We start from the raw sequence: 15,589 nt of genomic DNA, 5'->3' as shown, positions 1-15,589 counted from the left end.
TTTTACTCTTCAGTGGTCTTGTCGGACGTATCGTCTTCGTCATCCGCTCGACGTCCTTTACCCACGTAGAAACGCGAGAAGAATACGCCGACCTCAAACAGACAGTACATCGGTATGGCCAGCAGCGTCTGCGAGAACACGTCCGGCGGCGTCAGCAGCATGCCGACCACAAAGGCGCCCACCAGGATATACGGACGCTTCTTACGCAGGTCATCCGGGGTGGTTACCCCTACCCAGCAAAGCAGCACAATGGCCACCGGCACTTCGAATGCCACGCCAAACGCCATAAACAGCGCCATCACAAAGCTGAGGTAGCTGGCGATATCCGTTGACACCTGGACCCCTTCCGGCGCGGTATGCGTCAGGAAGCCGAAGGCCAGCGGGAAGACAACGAAGTAGGCAAACGCCATCCCGATATAGAACAGCAGCGAGCTGGACACCAGCAGCGGGATCACCAGCTTGCGTTCATGCTTATACAGCGCTGGCGCCACAAACGCCCACACCTGGTAAAGAATGACCGGTGCAGAGGCAATCAACGACACCCAGAAGGTCAGCTTGATGGGGGTAAAGAACGGAGAAGCAACGTCTGTTGCAATCATCGTTGCGCCCAGCGGCATCTGCTTGATCAGCGGCGCAGAAACCACCTGATAGATGTCGTTGGCAAAATAGACCAGGCACAGGAATATGAGTAAAACCGCAATAATGCAGTTTAACAGGCGCTTACGCAGCTCAATGAGGTGCGTAATCAGCGGTTGAGTATCATCTACTGCCATGTTTACGCTTTATCACTCGACGAGGGGGAGGGTTCGGAAACAGACGCAGCGGGCTTCACTTCCGCCGTTTTTGCTACCGGCTCTTCCGGCTGCGCCTGTTTTTTCACTTCGGTTTCCTGCGGCGTCTGCTCTGGCGCGGCAGCCTGATGTTCAGCACTGGCAGGCGTTATGCCCTCGCGCTGCTCCTCGCTGCCCTTCACCACCGGATTATGGATGGTGTTCGCTTCATCGCTCGCTTTTTCAGGATCGTTAACGCTATAGGAGCGCTTCATCGATTCCGCCGCTTCGCGCAGCTCATCCATTGACGCTTTCAGTTCCGGCGTCAGGTTATCCATGCTCGCCTTCTCGACCTTTTTCAGGCTTTCCTGAAATTCCTGCAGCTTAAGCTCCTGCGCCAGTTCATTCTGAACGGTCGATGCCAGCGATCTCAGCGCACGAACCCATCCCGCAACGGTTTTCACTGCCACCGGCAGACGCTGCGGCCCCAGCACAATCAGGCCAATCACAAAGACCAGCAGGAGCTCACCAAAACCAATGTCGAACACGACTTACACCTGCTCTTTATCGTGGCGTTTAGCGTCATCCTTTTTGGCTTCTTCTTGCTTATCGGCGATGGATTTAGCAGTAAAATCAGCGTCCTGGCTGGTTTTATCCTGCTTGGTCTCATCATCGCTCATCGCTTTCTTGAAGCCTTTGATAGACGCGCCCAGATCGGAACCAATAGAACCGAGCTTTTTGGTGCCAAACAGCAGCACGACAATGACGGCAATGATCAACAATTGCCAGATACTGATACCACCCATACATGTTCCTCAGGGATAGATGATTAATGAGTCAGATCGCATTATACGTATGCGACCCGTCGATAGCGACGCACGCTCAGCGCGTTTTTCGCCAGCCTGCTAGCCAGACTACCACCCCGCCAGCCATCAGCCAGGCGGGCATCATCTGCCAGTCCGGACGGTTGATCAGCAGCAGCGTACCGCTCAGCAGCAGCGTTGCGCCAATTCCAAAGAGATAGCGTGACTGTCCCTGGCGAACACGGCTGGACTGAAGCTCGCGGGCGATTTTATCCATGCTGTGCTGAAGGTTCTTGCTCTGACGCAAACTGTCATAAACCAGTTCAGGAATTTCAGGCATTTTTTCTATCCAGAACGGACCTTTCTCTTTCAGCGAGCGCACCAGCGCCGGAATGCCAACCTGATCCTTAATCCAGGATTCAAGGAAAGGTTTCGCGGTCTTCCACAAGTCTAACTGAGGATAGAGCTGTCGGCCTACACCCTCAACGTAAAGTAATGTTTTCTGGAGTAAAACTAGCTGTGGCTGAACTTCCATATTAAAGCGGCGAGCCGTATTAAACAGGTTTAACAGTACGTGCCCGAAGGAGATTTCCGCCAGCGGTTTTTCAAAAATCGGTTCACAAACTGTCCGGATCGCGAACTCGAACTCTTCGACGTTGGTATCCGGCGGCACCCAGCCGGAATCAACGTGCAGCTCGGCCACTTTACGGTAGTCGCGGTTGAAGAACGCGATGAAATTTTCTGCCAGATACCGTTTATCTTCTTTGTTCAGCGACCCCACAATCCCGCAGTCGATCCCGATATACTTCGGATCCTCAGGGTGTTCGTAGCTCACGAAGATATTGCCCGGGTGCATGTCCGCATGGAAAAAGCTGTCGCGGAATACCTGGGTAAAGAAGACCTGTACGCCACGTTCGGCCAGGAGCTTCATGTTCGTTCCCTGTTTCTCCAGGGCCACCACATCCGAAACCGGAATACCGTAGATACGCTCCATCACCATCATGTCCTGGCTGCAGTAGTCAGAATAGACTTCAGGTACATAGAGCATCGGGCTGTTTTCAAAGTTGCGACGCAGCTGAATGGCGTTTGCCGATTCGCGCAGCAGATTAAGCTCATCAATCAGCGTTTTTTCATATTCCCGCACCACTTCCATTGGACGAAGGCGACGCCCGTCCGGCAGCAGGCGTGGTACCCAGCGCGCCAGACGATAAATCAGCTTCATGTCCGCTTTGATGATGGGCAGGATGTCCGGTCGAATGACCTTAATAACGACTTCTTTGCCGTTTTCTTTCAAACGCGCGGTGTGCACCTGCGCGATTGAGGCCGACGCCAGTGGCTTAATGTCGAAATCGTCGAACCAGGTCTCGACGGGTACATTCCCCATCGCCTCTTCAATCTGCTTTTTCGCGCGCGCGCCGTCAAACGGTGCGACGCGATCCTGCAGCATCGCGAGCTCATCGGCAATGAGAGGCGGGAAGAGATCGCGGCGGGTCGACAGCATCTGTCCGAATTTAATCCAAACCGGACCGAGCTCCTGCAGCGCCAGGCGCAGACGCTCACCCAGCGGTTGACCTTTATGGCGATTGGGCATCCAGAACAGCATCCGCCGCCAGATACGAAGCGGCAGCGTGATACGCATTTTGGGGATAAGCTCGTCGAGCCCGTAGCTCAAAAAGGTGCGAATAATAAAATAGAGGCGCCGAATTTCACCAGGCGTCATTTGCCCTCCAGTTTTTCCAGCCGTTTGGTTAACGCGTCAACCGCACGTTCAACAGCAGCGGTCTCTTCCGCAAACCATGCAACTTCCAGTGCCCCGGGCGCCATTCGCCACTCCTCAGTCAGCACTTCCGCCGCATAGCGTTGCTGGCGCTGAAGGCTTTTACGCGCAAAGGAGGCGCCACCATGAAGGACTTTCCCGATGCCTTCGGCGGCGATGTCGCCGATAAAAGGCGCAAGCAGCTCTGCCGGATCGAACTCCGCCAGATCGGTGAGCGCAACGAAGTTCTGCACGACCTGAATGTCGCCTTCCACTTCCAGCTCACCGCTGCGGATAAGCGCCGTTAATTGCTGGCGATCGCGCAGTTTTGGCAGCACGCTCATGTGCGTGATGACCGAGCAGTCGGCTTCACCTTCCCACGCCCCCAGAACGTCAAGCTGACGTTCGTTGAATACCAGCACAAGCGGCGCCGAGAACTCTTTTAAAACAATGCGCAATACCTTCCCGTTTAGCCGCTGACGTGCAGCTTTCAGCGCCGGAGCGCGATACAGAAAAGCGTTCAGTACATTCTCGACGCCTGCGGAGACTAAGGGTTTAAAGGGCACGGGACACCTCCACTCAGAATTTGTAACCGCGATGCAGCGCGACGACGCCCGCCGTCAGGTTGAAATATTCAACGTTCTCAAATTCTGCATCCTGCATCATGGCTTTTAATGTGTCCTGATCCGGGTGCATACGGATAGATTCTGCCAGATAGCGGTAGCTTTCAGCGTCGTTAGCTACCAGCTCGCCAATACGCGGCAGCACGTGGAAGGAATAGGCGTCGTAGGCTTTGCTCAGCGGCTCAATGATCGGTTTAGAGAACTCGAGCACCAGCAGACGTCCACCCGGCTTCAGCACGCGGTACATGGAGCGCAGCGCTTTTTCTTTATCGGTCACGTTACGCAGACCGAAAGAGATCGTGATGCAGTCAAAGGTATTATCCGGGAATGGCAGCGCTTCGGCGTTTGCCTGCACATATTCCACATTCCCCACCACGCCGATGTTACGCAGCTTTTCGCGTCCCATTTTCAGCATGGAGTCATTAATATCGGCAAGAACAACGCGACCGGTTTCGCCCACCAGACGGGAGAACTTCGCGGTTAAATCGCCCGTGCCGCCGGCTAAGTCCAGCACCGTTTGTCCACGTCGAACGCCGCTACAGTCAATGGTGAAGCGCTTCCACAAGCGATGAATGCCGAACGACATCAGGTCATTCATCACATCGTACTTCGCCGCCACGGAATGAAATACGTGGGCCACCATGTCAGCTTTCTGCGCTTTGGCGACAGTCTGAAAGCCAAAGTGCGTTGTGTCTTGTGAATCGTCAGCCATCTTAGAGCCTGCTTATCAGTAAAATGTTCGTGAAGTGTAACAGATTGGGCGCGTTTGCCCTACGTTTCAACCACCGCGAAAGAAACGCGCTGGAGCCTCGTCTGGTGATAAATCCGCCGCTAACGTGTTGTCTTCACTGTTTGTCTTTTGTTCGTCTGCCCCTTCTCGCAGGCGAAACTCGTCGTCCTGGGCGGTGGCCTGTTCGACCAATTCCGGATTAATCTCGCGTTTAACCTCAACTCCCAGGCTGCGGAATGATTCGGCCTGTGCCAGCAGATTGCCGCGTCCGGAGGCAAGTTTTTTCATCGCCTGACGGTAGTTATCCTGCGCACGATCGAGGCTCTGCCCGACTGAGGACATGTCGTCCACGAAAAGGCGCATTTTGTCGTAAAGCTTGCTGGCGCGATCGGCAATCTGCTGCGCGTTGCGGCTCTGGTGCTCATAGCGCCACAGGTTCGCAATGGTGCGTAACGCCACCAGCAGCGTGGTGGGGCTGACCAGCATAATGTTATTTTTGAGCGCTTCAGTGATAAGCTCAGGCTGTCTGTCGAGTGCCAGCAGAAACGCGGGTTCTACCGGGATAAACATCAGGACATAGTCCAGCGAGCGGAGACCCGGCAACTGCTGGTAGTCTTTTCTGCCGAGCAGGCGAATGTGGTTACGCACGGAGGCAATGTGCTCCTGCAGCGCCGATTCGCGGATGTAGTCATCTTCGGCGTTGAAGTAGCGCTCATAGGCCACCAGCGTCATTTTGGCATCAATCACCACATCTTTACCCTGCGGCAGCCGCACAATCACATCCGGCTGCATACGCGAGCGGGCGTCGTTTTCGATACTCACCTGCGTTTCGTATTCATATCCTTCCCGCAGGCCAGAGGCTTCCAGCACGCGGGTCAGCACCACTTCTCCCCAGTTGCCCTGGGTTTTGTTATCCCCTTTCAGCGCTCGGGTCAGGTTGACCGCTTCCTGCGCCATCTGGGCATTCAGCTGCTGGAGATTGCGAATCTCATGCGCCAGCGTGTGACGCTCGCGCGCCTCCTGCCCAAAGCTGTCCTGCACCTGACGACGAAAACCGTCAAGCTGTTCGCGCAGGGGCGTCAGCAGGCTGTTCAGGCTCTGGCGGTTCTGTTCATCAACGCGGCGGTTGCTGTGCTCGAAAATACGGTTGGCGAGGTTCTCAAACTGTTCGCTGAGGCGCTGCTCGCTGTTGATCATCTGGCGGATTTTGTCTTCCGCGTGCAGCTGGGTGGATTCAAGGCGGGTAGTCACTTCGCGGAGATCGGCCTCCAGCGAGGTGTTGATATCTCGCAGGTTGCGCAGCTCGTTATTGAGCAGCTCGCACTCCTCTCGCCAGTGGTCACTCAGCGCAAGCTGCTGCTTTGCCGCACTTAATTCAGCGACTATCTCTTCACGCTCTGCCAGCTGGTCGGCCTTCTGCTGTGCATGCTGATAGCTGGAAATGAGCCAGCCTATCGCCACACCCGCCAGCGCAATCACCGCATAAATCAGGACTGAGATATCCACAATGCCCCCTGCATCAACGTATTACCCGCACAAAATAAGATTGTGCTGTATAAACGTCCAGTTTGAAAGGGATTTCCTGCGAGGCGCTACGCAAAAAATAAAGGCCGAACGTGTCGGCCTTTGATTTCGAAAGGAGAGGACTAGATCAGACGACGCGCGGCTTCAACCACGATTTTCACCGCATGACTTTCGGTCTGCTTCATGGTTTCGGCGTTCGGGATCTCCTGCTGGGTACGGTTGACGATAACGCCCGCCACCATACCGGCACGCAGACCCTGGCTTGCGCACATGGTCAGCAGCGTTGCGGATTCCATTTCGTAGTTCATCACGCCCATGGACTGCCACTCCTCCATTGAGCCTTTGAAACGGCTTACCACGCGGCCTGAGAAGGTGTCGTAACGCTCCTGGCCCGGGTAGAAGGTGTCGGAAGAGGCGGTTACGCCCACGTGGGTGGTTGCGCCTACGGACTTCGCGGCTTCAACCAGCGCGGTGGTGCATTCGAAATCAGCCACTGCCGGGAATTCCATCGGTGCAAAGTGCAGGCTTGCACCGTCCAGACGGACGGAGGCGGTCGTGACCAGCACGTCGCCGACGTTGATGTGCGGCTGGATAGCGCCGGTGGTACCGATACGCAGGAAAGTACGGATGCCCAGCTGTGCAAGCTCTTCAACAGCAATAGACGTAGACGGACCACCGATACCGGTAGAGCACACGATCACCGCTTTGCCATCCAGCTCTGCGCGCCAGGTGGTGAACTCACGATGGGCAGCCAGCTTGACCGGCTTATCCATCAGCGCGGCGATCTTTTCCACACGCTCAGGATCGCCGGGGACGATAGCGAGCGTAGCCCCTTGTAAATCGTTTTTAGTGAGGCCGAGATGAAAAACATCAGACTTAGACATAGGGTGACTCCTCTGTGGGTCGGTTAGTCAGAAGAAGTAAAACGGTACTTTACAGAAGCACTACGCAGAATTTCGTGACACACCTCACCATGAATGAAAATGATTGCAGTTAATTTCCATTAAATAGTGACTTACATCACATTAACAAGTTATATCGCCAGGTGCTGCACAAAAGATAGACCGTTTAAGGCACTGTGAGTTGTTAACCTGGTGTCTATATTTACCTTTGCGCTAACTCATTGGTACGGAGAATGCCATGACTGAAAAAACCGGATTTGCACCTGCTGCGGCTCCGCATGCTTCAACCATCGTGTCGACGCCAGAAGCGGCAATTACCGCGGGTGAGACCTCCATTCCCTCGCAGGGGGAGAATATGCCTGCTTATCACGCACGGCCAAAATCGGCAGACGGCCCGCTGCCCATCGTGATTGTGATTCAGGAGATATTTGGTGTTCACGAACACATTCGCGACCTCTGCCGCCGGCTGGCGCTGGAAGGGTATCTGGCCGTTGCGCCAGAGCTCTACTTCCGTCAGGGCGATCCGAACGACTACAGCGATATTCCAACATTGCTCAGCAACCTGGTCAGCAAAGTCCCGGACGCGCAGGTGCTGGCCGATCTCGACCACGTCGCCAGCTGGGCGGCGCGCAACGGCGGCGATCCGCATCGTCTGCTGGTCACCGGTTTCTGCTGGGGCGGGCGCATTAGCTGGCTGTATGCCGCGCATAACCCGCAGCTCAAAGCCGCTGTCGCCTGGTACGGCAAACTGGTGGGTGAAAAAACGCTGAATTCACCGAAACATCCCGTCGATATCGCCACCGAGTTAAATGCCCCCGTGTTAGGGCTTTACGGCGGACAGGACACCGGTATTTCGCTTGATTCGGTAGAGACCATGCGCCATGCGCTCCGTGCGGCAAATGCGAAGGCGGAGATTGTGGTCTACCCGGATGCCGGGCATGCGTTTAACGCCGATTATCGTCCGAGCTATCACGCTGAATCAGCCAAAGATGGCTGGCAGCGGATGCTGGCGTGGTTTAGCCAGTACGGCGGGAAGAAAGCATAAAGCAAAAAGCCCGGTGGCGGCTTCGCCTTACCGGGCAATCTAACACCACTACGCCTGACGCAAATTCTGCGCCGCCTTCACCATGTTGGCGAGCGCCGCACGCGTCTCCGGCCAGCCGCGGGTTTTCAGTCCGCAGTCCGGGTTCACCCACAGGCGCTCTGCCGGAATGCGCTGGGCCGCTTTTTTCAGCAGGGCTTCTATCCACTCCACGCTCGGCACGTTCGGGGAGTGAATGTCGTACACGCCCGGCCCGATTTCATTCGGGTAGTCGAACTCTTCAAACGACTCCAGCAGCTCCATATCCGAACGCGAGGTCTCGATGGTGATCACGTCGGCGTCCAGCGCGGCAATCGAATCCATGATGTCGTTAAATTCGCAGTAGCACATGTGGGTGTGGATCTGCGTGTCGTCCTTCGCCACCGCGGCGTTAATGCGGAACGCTTCCACGCCCCACTGCAGGTAGGCGTCCCAGTCGCTGCGGCGCAGCGGCAGGCCTTCACGCAGCGCCGGCTCGTCAATCTGGATAATGCCAATACCTGCCGCTTCCAGATCGGCCACTTCATCACGCAGCGCCAGGGCTATCTGTTTGGCGATGGTTTCACGGGTCACGTCTTCACGCGGGAACGACCAGCAGAGAATGGTCACCGGACCGGTGAGCATCCCTTTTACCGGCTTGTCGGTCAGGGACTGGGCATACTTCGCCCACTCCACGGTGATCGCTTCCGGGCGGCTGACGTCACCAATGACCACAGGCGGCTTCACGCAGCGGGAGCCATAGCTCTGCACCCAGCCGTTTTGGGTAAAGACAAAGCCGTCCAGGTGCTCACCAAAGTATTCCACCATGTCGTTACGCTCGGCCTCGCCGTGCACCAGCACGTCCAGCCCCAGGCGTTCCTGCTCGATAATCGCCTGCTTGATGTGTTCCGCAATACCGGTGCGGTAGTGATTCGCATCCAGATTGCCCTTTTTGAAGTCCAGACGCAGGCCGCGGATCTCCGTAGTTTGCGGGAAAGAGCCGATAGTCGTTGTCGGCCAGGCGGGCAGGTTGAAACGGGCGCGCTGCGCTTCAGCACGCACCTCGTACGGGCTCTGGCGCTGGCTGTCCTGAGCGGTGATGGCCGCCAGGCGTTTTTCCACCGCCGGGTTGTGCACGCGCGCAGAGTGGCGACGCGCCTGAATCGGTGCGCTCCATTCGGTAATCGCCGCCGTATCGCCGCCGTTCAGCGCGTCGCGCAGCAGCGTCAGCTCTTCGCATTTTTGCAGGGCGAAGGCAAACCAGCTTTTCACCTCGGCATCCAGACGCGTTTCCACGCTCAGATCGATCGGGCTGTGCAGCAGGGAACAGGAAGAGGCCACCCAAAGCTCACGTTTGCCGACGATGTCTTTGATTTGTGCATATTTCTCGGTGAGATCGGCGCGCCAGACGTTACGACCGTTAATCAGCCCGGCGGAAAGCAGCCAGTCCGCTGGCAGGCGCTTGTGCAGCTCCGCCACATCATCTTTACCGTGTACGAGGTCAACGTGCAGGCCCTGCACCGGCAGCGCGTTAATGGTCTTCAGGTTTGGCGTCACGCCTTCGAAATAGGTAGTGAGCAGCAGCTTCACCTGCCCGGTGAGCGCGTCATACGCCGGTTTGAAGGCATCGAGCCATTCCTGCGGCAGCTCAAGCACCAGCGCCGGTTCGTCGATTTGTACCCACTGAATGCCGCGCTTGCCCAGCTCAATCAGCACCTGCTTGTAGACCGGCAAGATATCCTTCAGCAGGCTGAGTCGGTCAAACGGCTCACCTTTCACTTTGCCCAGCCACAGATAGGTTACCGGCCCGAGCAATACGGGCTTCACCTGATGACCCAGCGCCAGCGCTTCGTCCACCTCGTCCAGAAGCTGCGTCCAGGTCAGCCTGAACTGCTGACCTTTCACGAACTCCGGCACCATATAGTGATAGTTGGTGTTGAACCACTTGGTCATTTCCGCCGCTGCCGCTGGCTCCCCCGTTGGCGCGCGGCCGCGGCCGATGCGGAACAGGGTATCGATATCTACCGATCCATCTTTGTTCTGATGACGAGCCGGCACGTTGCCAAGCAGCAGGCTGGTCGTCAGAACATGGTCGTACCAGGCGAAATCGCCCACCGGCAGCAGGTCAATGCCCGCCTGTTTTTGCTGCTCCCAGTGGCGGGCGCGCAGCTCGCGACCCACCGCCAGCAGCTCTTCACGGGTGGCGTTCCCCGCCCAGTAGCTTTCTTGCGCTTTTTTCAGCTCGCGACGCAGGCCAACGCGAGGGAAACCGAGAGTGTGATTGCGGATTGTCATGGTATGCCCCTTGTGAAATTCGTTATTTAGACGTCCAGATGTTTACACCTCTATAATTGGCAGGTACTGTATATTCCTCAAGCGCAATATGTTCATGGCGAAGTGAAGGACTTTCATGATCGAGATTAAACACCTGAAAACGCTACAAGCGTTGCGGAACTGCGGCTCGCTCGCGGCGGCTGCGGCCACGCTGCACCAGACCCAGTCCGCCCTTTCTCACCAGTTCAGCGATCTGGAACAACGCCTCGGCTTCCGTCTTTTTGTGCGTAAGAGCCAGCCCCTGCGCTTTACGCCTCAGGGTGAAATTCTTCTTCAGCTGGCGAATCAGGTGCTGCCGCAAATCGCCAGCGCGCTGCAGGCGTGTAACGAACCGCAGCAGACCAAGCTGCGTATCGCCATTGAGTGCCACAGCTGTATTCAGTGGCTGACCCCCGCGCTTGAGAACTTCCGTCAGAAGTGGCCGCAGGTGGAGATGGACTTCAAATCCGGCGTGACCTTTGACCCGCAGCCGTCGCTGCAGCAGGGCGAGCTGGACCTGGTGATGACCTCTGACATCCTGCCGCGCAGCGGCCTGCACTATTCGCCGATGTTTGATTATGAAGTGCGCCTGGTGCTGGCCCCGGACCATCCGCTGGCGACCAAAACGCGCATCACGCCGGAAGACCTGGCGACGGAAACGCTGCTGATTTATCCGGTCCAGCGCAGTCGTCTGGATATCTGGCGTCACTTCCTGCAGCCCGCAGGCATTAGCCCGCAGCTGAAAAGTGTGGATAACACGCTGCTGCTGATTCAGATGGTGGCGGCCAGAATGGGTATCGCGGCGCTGCCGCACTGGGTGGTGGAGAGTTTTGAACGCCAGGGTCTGGTGCAGACCAAAACCCTGGGTGAAGGACTGTGGAGCCGACTGTACGCCGCCGTGCGCGATGGCGAGCAGCGTCAGCCGATCACGGAGGCGTTTATTCGCTCAGCGCGGAACCACGCGTGCGACCATCTTCCCTTTGTGCGGAGCGCGGAGCGACCCATCGGCGATGGACCCACAGCGAAGCCAGGATCACCGCTCCCCCAATAATGAAGCTCGGCCAGTGCGGCTGTTGCTGCCAGATGGCGAGGTTAACCAGCAGCCCTGCCGGGACATGCACGTTGTTCATGATCCCCAGCGTACCGGCGTCTACCTGCGTAGCGCCGTAGTTCCACATGAAGTACCCCAGCCCTGACGCCACCACGCCCAGCCAGACCAGAACGCCCCACTGCACGGTCGTGGTCGGCAGTTTTTGCGGGTTACCGAGCATAAACCACGCCGCCACCGCGACAATTGCGGCGCCCATATAAAACCAGGCGAACGCGTTATGCTGCGGCATCGGACGGGTTTCCATCAGACGTTTGTAGCCCACCATGCCGATGGCAAAACTGATGTTGGCGAGCTGGACGAACATCAGCCCGGTCCAGAAGTGATCGCTGACTTTGTCATAGCGAATAATCGCCGCGCCGATCACCGCCAGCGCCGCGCTAAGCAGGTATCCCCAGCGCAGGCGGCGCCTGCTGAGCAGGTCGTAAATCAGCGTGATATAGAGCGGCGTCAGCACGGTAAAGAGCAGGAATTCGGAGACAGACAGGTAGACATAGGCCCGGAAGCTGAACAAGTACATGATGCCGAGCTGCATCGCCCCCACCAGCATGTACAGCACAATCGTTTTCAGCGATTGCCCGCGCGTGCGCAGAAACGGCAGGAACACCAGCGCCGCCAGCCCCACGCGCATCAGCACCGAGAAGTAGCTGTCGACCGAACCGGCAAGGTATTCGCCAATCAGGCTAAAGGAGAAGGCCCACAGAATAGTGGTGATAATGAGTAGCGCCACAATGCTTGTCTCTCAAAAAGAAGGAGAGGCATTGTAGCGAACTCTTTAGTTGACATCTGAGCAATAAACAACCAAATGAAGATTATTCAAGGAACAGTTTGCGCAGATACTTCGGCACCGCGTTGTCTGCGTTGGTGCCGATCACTTCCAGCTCCGGGTGCAGATCTTTCAGACGCTGGTGCGCATTCTCCATAATGCAGCCCTTGCCTGCCATCGAAAGCATCTCGGCGTCGTTCATGCCGTCACCAAAGGCGATGCAGTCCTTCAGCTCGAAGCCCAGGCGTTTCGCGACGGCTTCCAGCGCGTGACCCTTGGAGACGCCCCCCGCCATCACTTCCAGGCAGGTCAGGGTTGAGAAGCTCACGTTGACGCGATCGCCCCAGCGGGCGTTGATCGCCTGTTCCAGCGGGAGCAGCTCTTCGTGGCTGTCACAGGTGAAGAACACCTTGCTGATCCCTTCCGGCTCCAGCAGGCCAGGTTCGTAAAGGGAGTAGTTGAATACCGCTTCCTTGAAGAAACGCATTTCGTCCGGACGGTGGCGGTTCATAAACCAGTCGTCGTCGCGGTAAACGTTAGTGACGATAGCCGGGTTGTTATGCACCACGCCAAACAGATCGGCGGCAATATCGCGATCCAGGTTGTGGGTAAAGATCAGGTTGCCGTCAGTATCGTGCACGCGGGCACCGTTGGAGGTGATCATGTACGATTTGATTTCCAGATTATCGCGGATCTGCCCCACGTCCACGTGGTGGCGACCGGTGGCAAACACGAAGTTCACGCCACGGGCGGTCAGGAGTTTTAAGGTCTCTTTCGCGTAAGGCGAGAGGGTGTGGTCGGGGGAAAGCAGCGTGCCATCTAAATCAGATGCAACAACCTGGTACATAGGGATTTCAACCTCTGGTGGAAAACAAAAATCAATTATGCCTGTTGAAAAATTCAACAATGGCGTTGAGCGCGACTGAGCGCATAGCGTCCTTTTCAAAAAGGATCTCATGGTACGCGCCGTTAATGACCAGCGGTTTTCCCCCTTCACAAGGGTGACCGGCGGCAGCGCGCAGTTCGCAATAACGGTCATGCATGCGGTTATCCACCACACGCTCTTCTTCAGCCTGAATCAGGAGCGTTGGCGTGTCGTCATTGCCGACGCCAGCCAGCACCTGCTCACCGGCAAGAATACCTTCCCGCACCCAGTGATAGGTCGGACCGCCCACGCGCAGGCGCGGTTCATCGGCATAAAAACGCAGGTTACGACGATAGCGCTGTCGGCTGTGGGTCAGCACGTTCATCGCAAACGGCAGTGCGCGCCAGCGCCCCGTCCCGATGGCATAGCCTTCTCGAATGCGCTGATGGCCCTCAGCCCAGTCAAGAATATGACGCACCATCCAGTCAGGAAAACGCATGACGATGCCATACATCGGCGCGGTGAGCGCAATGGCGTCGCACTGGTGCGCGTGGCGCTGTAAAAACAGCGTTGAAATCGCGCCGCCCATTGAATGCGCCAGAATATAGCGCTTCCGCCAGGGGCCGGGCTCGACCTCCTGCTGCCAGAACGCGGCGAGATCGTCGACGTAATCGCTGAAGTTATCCACGTGGCCGCGATGCGTATCCGATAGCAGGCGGCCAGAAAGCCCCTGCCCGCGGTGATCGATAATCAACACATCGAAGCCCAGATGGAACAGGTCATAGGCCAGTTCGGCGTATTTGATATAGCTCTCAATACGCCCGGGGCAGACAACAATGACCCGGTCATTTTTCTTATCGTGAAAACGCACAAAGCGTACCGGAATATCGCCGACGCCCGTAAACTCATCTTCCTCACGCTGCCGCCAGAAATCGGTCAGCGGCCCCATAGAGAAAGCAGCAAAAGCGTTTTCTCGTGTTTCCCAGTCCTTTTTCTGCTGAAACATTGGGTTTCCACTCACGTAATCCAGGGAATATCGTTTTTTTCGTCACCGGTCACAAAATGACTCAATAATAGCGTATTGTGGCATAAAAATAGACGGTTCGGGAGTTTCAAATGACCTTTGAATGGTGGTTCGCCTACCTGCTGACATCCATTATCCTCAGCCTTTCTCCGGGTTCGGGGGCTATTAACACCATGACCACCTCCATCAATCACGGCTATCGCGGTGCGGCGGCGTCGATTGCCGGTTTGCAGACCGGGCTGGGCATTCATATTGTGCTGGTCGGGATCGGTCTGGGGACCCTGTTCTCCCGCTCCGTGCTGGCCTTTGAGGTGCTGAAATGGGCCGGGGCAGCGTATCTGATTTGGCTCGGCATCCAGCAGTGGCGCGCGGCGGGCTCCATCAACCTGAATACGCTCGCCCAGACGCAAAACCGCGGCCATCTGTTTAAGCGCGCAGTGTTCGTCAACCTGACCAACCCGAAGAGCATCGTTTTCCTCGCCGCGCTGTTCCCGCAGTTTATCGTTCCGCATCAGCCCCAGGTGATGCAGTACGTGGTGCTGGGCGCGACCACCATTATCGTCGATATCATCGTGATGATTGGTTACGCGACGCTGGCGCAGCGAATTGCGGCGTGGATTAAAGGGCCTAAGCAGATGAAGGCCCTGAATAAAGTCTTTGGCTCGCTGTTTATGCTGGTTGGCGCGCTGCTTGCGTCAGCGCGTCATGCTTAGCGAGAAATGATGAGATGAATGCCGAAGCCGGCGAACAGCGCGCCGGCGAAGCCGTCAATCCACTTCGCGATACGCTGATAGCCGCGACGCATCGCCGGTAAGGCAAACAGGCTGGCCACGATGGTAAACCAGGCAAAGGTTTCAACGACGATCAGCAGGAAAATGCCCCAGCGTGCGCCAGTGCCGACGCTATCGCCGACAAACAGCGAGAACACCGAGCCGAAATAGATAATGGCTTTCGGGTTCGCCAGATTGGTCAGCAGCCCTTTTACAAAGCTGCGGCCGCCCGTTGCCAGCTCGACCTTTGGCTCTTGCGGTTTTTTCTCTTCTTTCTTCAACGCCCCGCGCAGCATCTGGTAGCCCATCCAGCACAGGTACAGCCCGCCGCCGACCATAATGATGTTATGCAGCCAGGCCATCTTCGCCAGGATAAGGTTCAGACCGAGCAGCGCAACGGCCGCCCAGACCATAACGCCCATGGTGATACCGAGCACGCCCATCATCGCCTCTTTGCGGGAGCGGCTGACGGCCGTTTGTGATACGAAGAAAAAGTCCGGGCCGGGGCTCATCAGCGCAACGATGTGCACTAACGCCACGGTGAGAAATAGCATTAACATAATTAGCTCGCGAGG

16 protein-coding genes are annotated in these 15,589 nt (G+C 56.8%); 3 read left to right on the top strand and 13 right to left on the bottom strand.

Annotation, left to right across the window (positions count from 1 at the left end; translation table 11 throughout):
- Positions 1-2: 2 nt before the first annotated feature.
- The 8 genes from tatC to udp all read right to left on the bottom strand — a co-directional run bounded on the left by tatC (position 3) and on the right by udp (position 7,090).
- The gene (gene tatC / locus BJ885_RS23025) at positions 3-773 is read right to left on the bottom strand and encodes a Sec-independent protein translocase subunit TatC (protein WP_023309607.1); all 771 of its coding nucleotides are present in this window, start codon (positions 771-773) and stop codon (positions 3-5) included.
- A 2-nt stretch (positions 774-775) separates the two neighbouring features.
- On the bottom strand, positions 776-1,318 hold the full coding sequence (gene tatB, locus BJ885_RS23020) for a Sec-independent protein translocase protein TatB (RefSeq protein WP_121930884.1): 543 nt from the start codon (positions 1,316-1,318) through the stop codon (positions 776-778).
- A 3-nt stretch (positions 1,319-1,321) separates the two neighbouring features.
- Positions 1,322-1,576 (bottom strand): Sec-independent protein translocase subunit TatA, encoded by a 255-nt coding sequence (tatA, locus tag BJ885_RS23015; protein ID WP_121930885.1) that lies wholly within the window; start codon positions 1,574-1,576, stop codon positions 1,322-1,324.
- 76 nt (positions 1,577-1,652) lie between these two features.
- A complete protein-coding gene (gene ubiB / locus BJ885_RS23010) occupies positions 1,653-3,293 on the bottom strand; it encodes a ubiquinone biosynthesis regulatory protein kinase UbiB (protein ID WP_121930886.1) in 1,641 nt (546 codons plus the stop codon).
- Positions 3,290-3,895: a ubiquinone biosynthesis protein UbiJ gene (ubiJ, locus tag BJ885_RS23005; protein ID WP_121930887.1), complete on the bottom strand. Its 606-nt coding sequence runs from the start codon at positions 3,893-3,895 to the stop codon at positions 3,290-3,292. Before ubiJ ends, ubiB begins: the two co-directional genes overlap by 4 nt.
- A 13-nt stretch (positions 3,896-3,908) precedes the next feature.
- Positions 3,909-4,664, bottom strand: coding sequence for a bifunctional demethylmenaquinone methyltransferase/2-methoxy-6-polyprenyl-1,4-benzoquinol methylase UbiE (ubiE, locus tag BJ885_RS23000; RefSeq protein WP_023309612.1), 756 nt, complete (start codon positions 4,662-4,664; stop codon positions 3,909-3,911).
- Positions 4,665-4,730: 66 nt separating this feature from the next.
- Positions 4,731-6,188, bottom strand: coding sequence for a DNA recombination protein RmuC (rmuC, locus tag BJ885_RS22995; RefSeq protein ID WP_121930888.1), 1,458 nt, complete (start codon positions 6,186-6,188; stop codon positions 4,731-4,733).
- A 140-nt stretch (positions 6,189-6,328) separates the two neighbouring features.
- Positions 6,329-7,090 (bottom strand): uridine phosphorylase, encoded by a 762-nt coding sequence (gene udp / locus BJ885_RS22990; protein ID WP_003860792.1) that lies wholly within the window; start codon positions 7,088-7,090, stop codon positions 6,329-6,331.
- 256 nt (positions 7,091-7,346) lie between these two features.
- Between udp and BJ885_RS22985 the strand changes: the two genes are divergently transcribed.
- Complete coding sequence (locus BJ885_RS22985) at positions 7,347-8,153, top strand: dienelactone hydrolase family protein (RefSeq protein WP_023333795.1); 807 nt, start codon at positions 7,347-7,349, stop codon at positions 8,151-8,153.
- A 48-nt stretch (positions 8,154-8,201) separates the two neighbouring features.
- Here the strand turns inward: BJ885_RS22985 and metE are convergent, their stop codons facing one another.
- Positions 8,202-10,463: a 5-methyltetrahydropteroyltriglutamate--homocysteine S-methyltransferase gene (gene metE / locus BJ885_RS22980; protein ID WP_121930889.1), complete on the bottom strand. Its 2,262-nt coding sequence runs from the start codon at positions 10,461-10,463 to the stop codon at positions 8,202-8,204.
- 115 nt (positions 10,464-10,578) lie between these two features.
- On the opposite strand from metE, the gene metR reads away from it, so the two are divergent.
- Positions 10,579-11,532, top strand: a complete 954-nt coding sequence (gene metR / locus BJ885_RS22975; RefSeq protein WP_023333797.1) for an HTH-type transcriptional regulator MetR — start codon at positions 10,579-10,581, stop codon at positions 11,530-11,532.
- On the opposite strand, the gene BJ885_RS22970 is transcribed toward metR, so the two are convergent.
- The 3 genes from BJ885_RS22970 to pldB form a co-directional block, all read right to left on the bottom strand.
- Positions 11,420-12,319: a carboxylate/amino acid/amine transporter gene (locus tag BJ885_RS22970; protein ID WP_121930890.1), complete on the bottom strand. Its 900-nt coding sequence runs from the start codon at positions 12,317-12,319 to the stop codon at positions 11,420-11,422. The genes metR and BJ885_RS22970 overlap by 113 nt on opposite strands.
- Before the next feature lie 82 nt (positions 12,320-12,401).
- A complete protein-coding gene (yigL, locus tag BJ885_RS22965; RefSeq protein WP_024907991.1) occupies positions 12,402-13,202 on the bottom strand; it encodes a sugar/pyridoxal phosphate phosphatase YigL in 801 nt (266 codons plus the stop codon).
- A 31-nt stretch (positions 13,203-13,233) separates the two neighbouring features.
- Positions 13,234-14,226 (bottom strand): lysophospholipase L2, encoded by a 993-nt coding sequence (gene pldB, locus BJ885_RS22960; protein WP_024907990.1) that lies wholly within the window; start codon positions 14,224-14,226, stop codon positions 13,234-13,236.
- 110 nt (positions 14,227-14,336) lie between these two features.
- On the opposite strand from pldB, the gene rhtB reads away from it, so the two are divergent.
- Positions 14,337-14,957: a homoserine/homoserine lactone efflux protein gene (gene rhtB / locus BJ885_RS22955; RefSeq protein WP_008501533.1), complete on the top strand. Its 621-nt coding sequence runs from the start codon at positions 14,337-14,339 to the stop codon at positions 14,955-14,957.
- Here rhtB and rhtC read toward each other — a convergent pair.
- Positions 14,954-15,574 (bottom strand): threonine export protein RhtC, encoded by a 621-nt coding sequence (gene rhtC, locus BJ885_RS22950; RefSeq protein ID WP_121930891.1) that lies wholly within the window; start codon positions 15,572-15,574, stop codon positions 14,954-14,956. The genes rhtB and rhtC overlap by 4 nt on opposite strands.
- Between the last annotated feature and the right edge of the window lie 15 nt (positions 15,575-15,589).

The sequence above is a fragment of the Enterobacter sp. WP_7_1 genome (assembly GCF_003688535.1).
Taxonomy (GTDB): Bacteria; Pseudomonadota; Gammaproteobacteria; order Enterobacterales; family Enterobacteriaceae; genus Enterobacter; species Enterobacter asburiae.
This window is presented reverse-complemented; position numbering and strand designations above follow the sequence as displayed.

Bases quoted from the DNA above. Each gene is read 5' to 3' on its own strand.
- pldB (WP_024907990.1), bottom strand. From the start codon at position 14,226: ATGTTTCAGCAGAAAAAGGACTGGGAAACACGAGAAAACGCTTTTGCT.
- rhtB (WP_008501533.1), top strand. From the start codon at position 14,337: ATGACCTTTGAATGGTGGTTCGCCTACCTGCTGACATCCATTATCCTC.
- metE (WP_121930889.1), bottom strand. From the start codon at position 10,463: ATGACAATCCGCAATCACACTCTCGGTTTCCCTCGCGTTGGCCTGCGT.
- rhtC (WP_121930891.1), bottom strand. From the start codon at position 15,574: ATGTTAATGCTATTTCTCACCGTGGCGTTAGTGCACATCGTTGCGCTG.
- udp (WP_003860792.1), bottom strand. From the start codon at position 7,090: ATGTCTAAGTCTGATGTTTTTCATCTCGGCCTCACTAAAAACGATTTA.
- ubiE (WP_023309612.1), bottom strand. From the start codon at position 4,664: ATGGCTGACGATTCACAAGACACAACGCACTTTGGCTTTCAGACTGTC.
- yigL (WP_024907991.1), bottom strand. From the start codon at position 13,202: ATGTACCAGGTTGTTGCATCTGATTTAGATGGCACGCTGCTTTCCCCC.
- BJ885_RS22985 (WP_023333795.1), top strand. From the start codon at position 7,347: ATGACTGAAAAAACCGGATTTGCACCTGCTGCGGCTCCGCATGCTTCA.
- tatC (WP_023309607.1), bottom strand. From the start codon at position 773: ATGGCAGTAGATGATACTCAACCGCTGATTACGCACCTCATTGAGCTG.
- ubiB (WP_121930886.1), bottom strand. From the start codon at position 3,293: ATGACGCCTGGTGAAATTCGGCGCCTCTATTTTATTATTCGCACCTTT.
- tatA (WP_121930885.1), bottom strand. From the start codon at position 1,576: ATGGGTGGTATCAGTATCTGGCAATTGTTGATCATTGCCGTCATTGTC.
- metR (WP_023333797.1), top strand. From the start codon at position 10,579: ATGATCGAGATTAAACACCTGAAAACGCTACAAGCGTTGCGGAACTGC.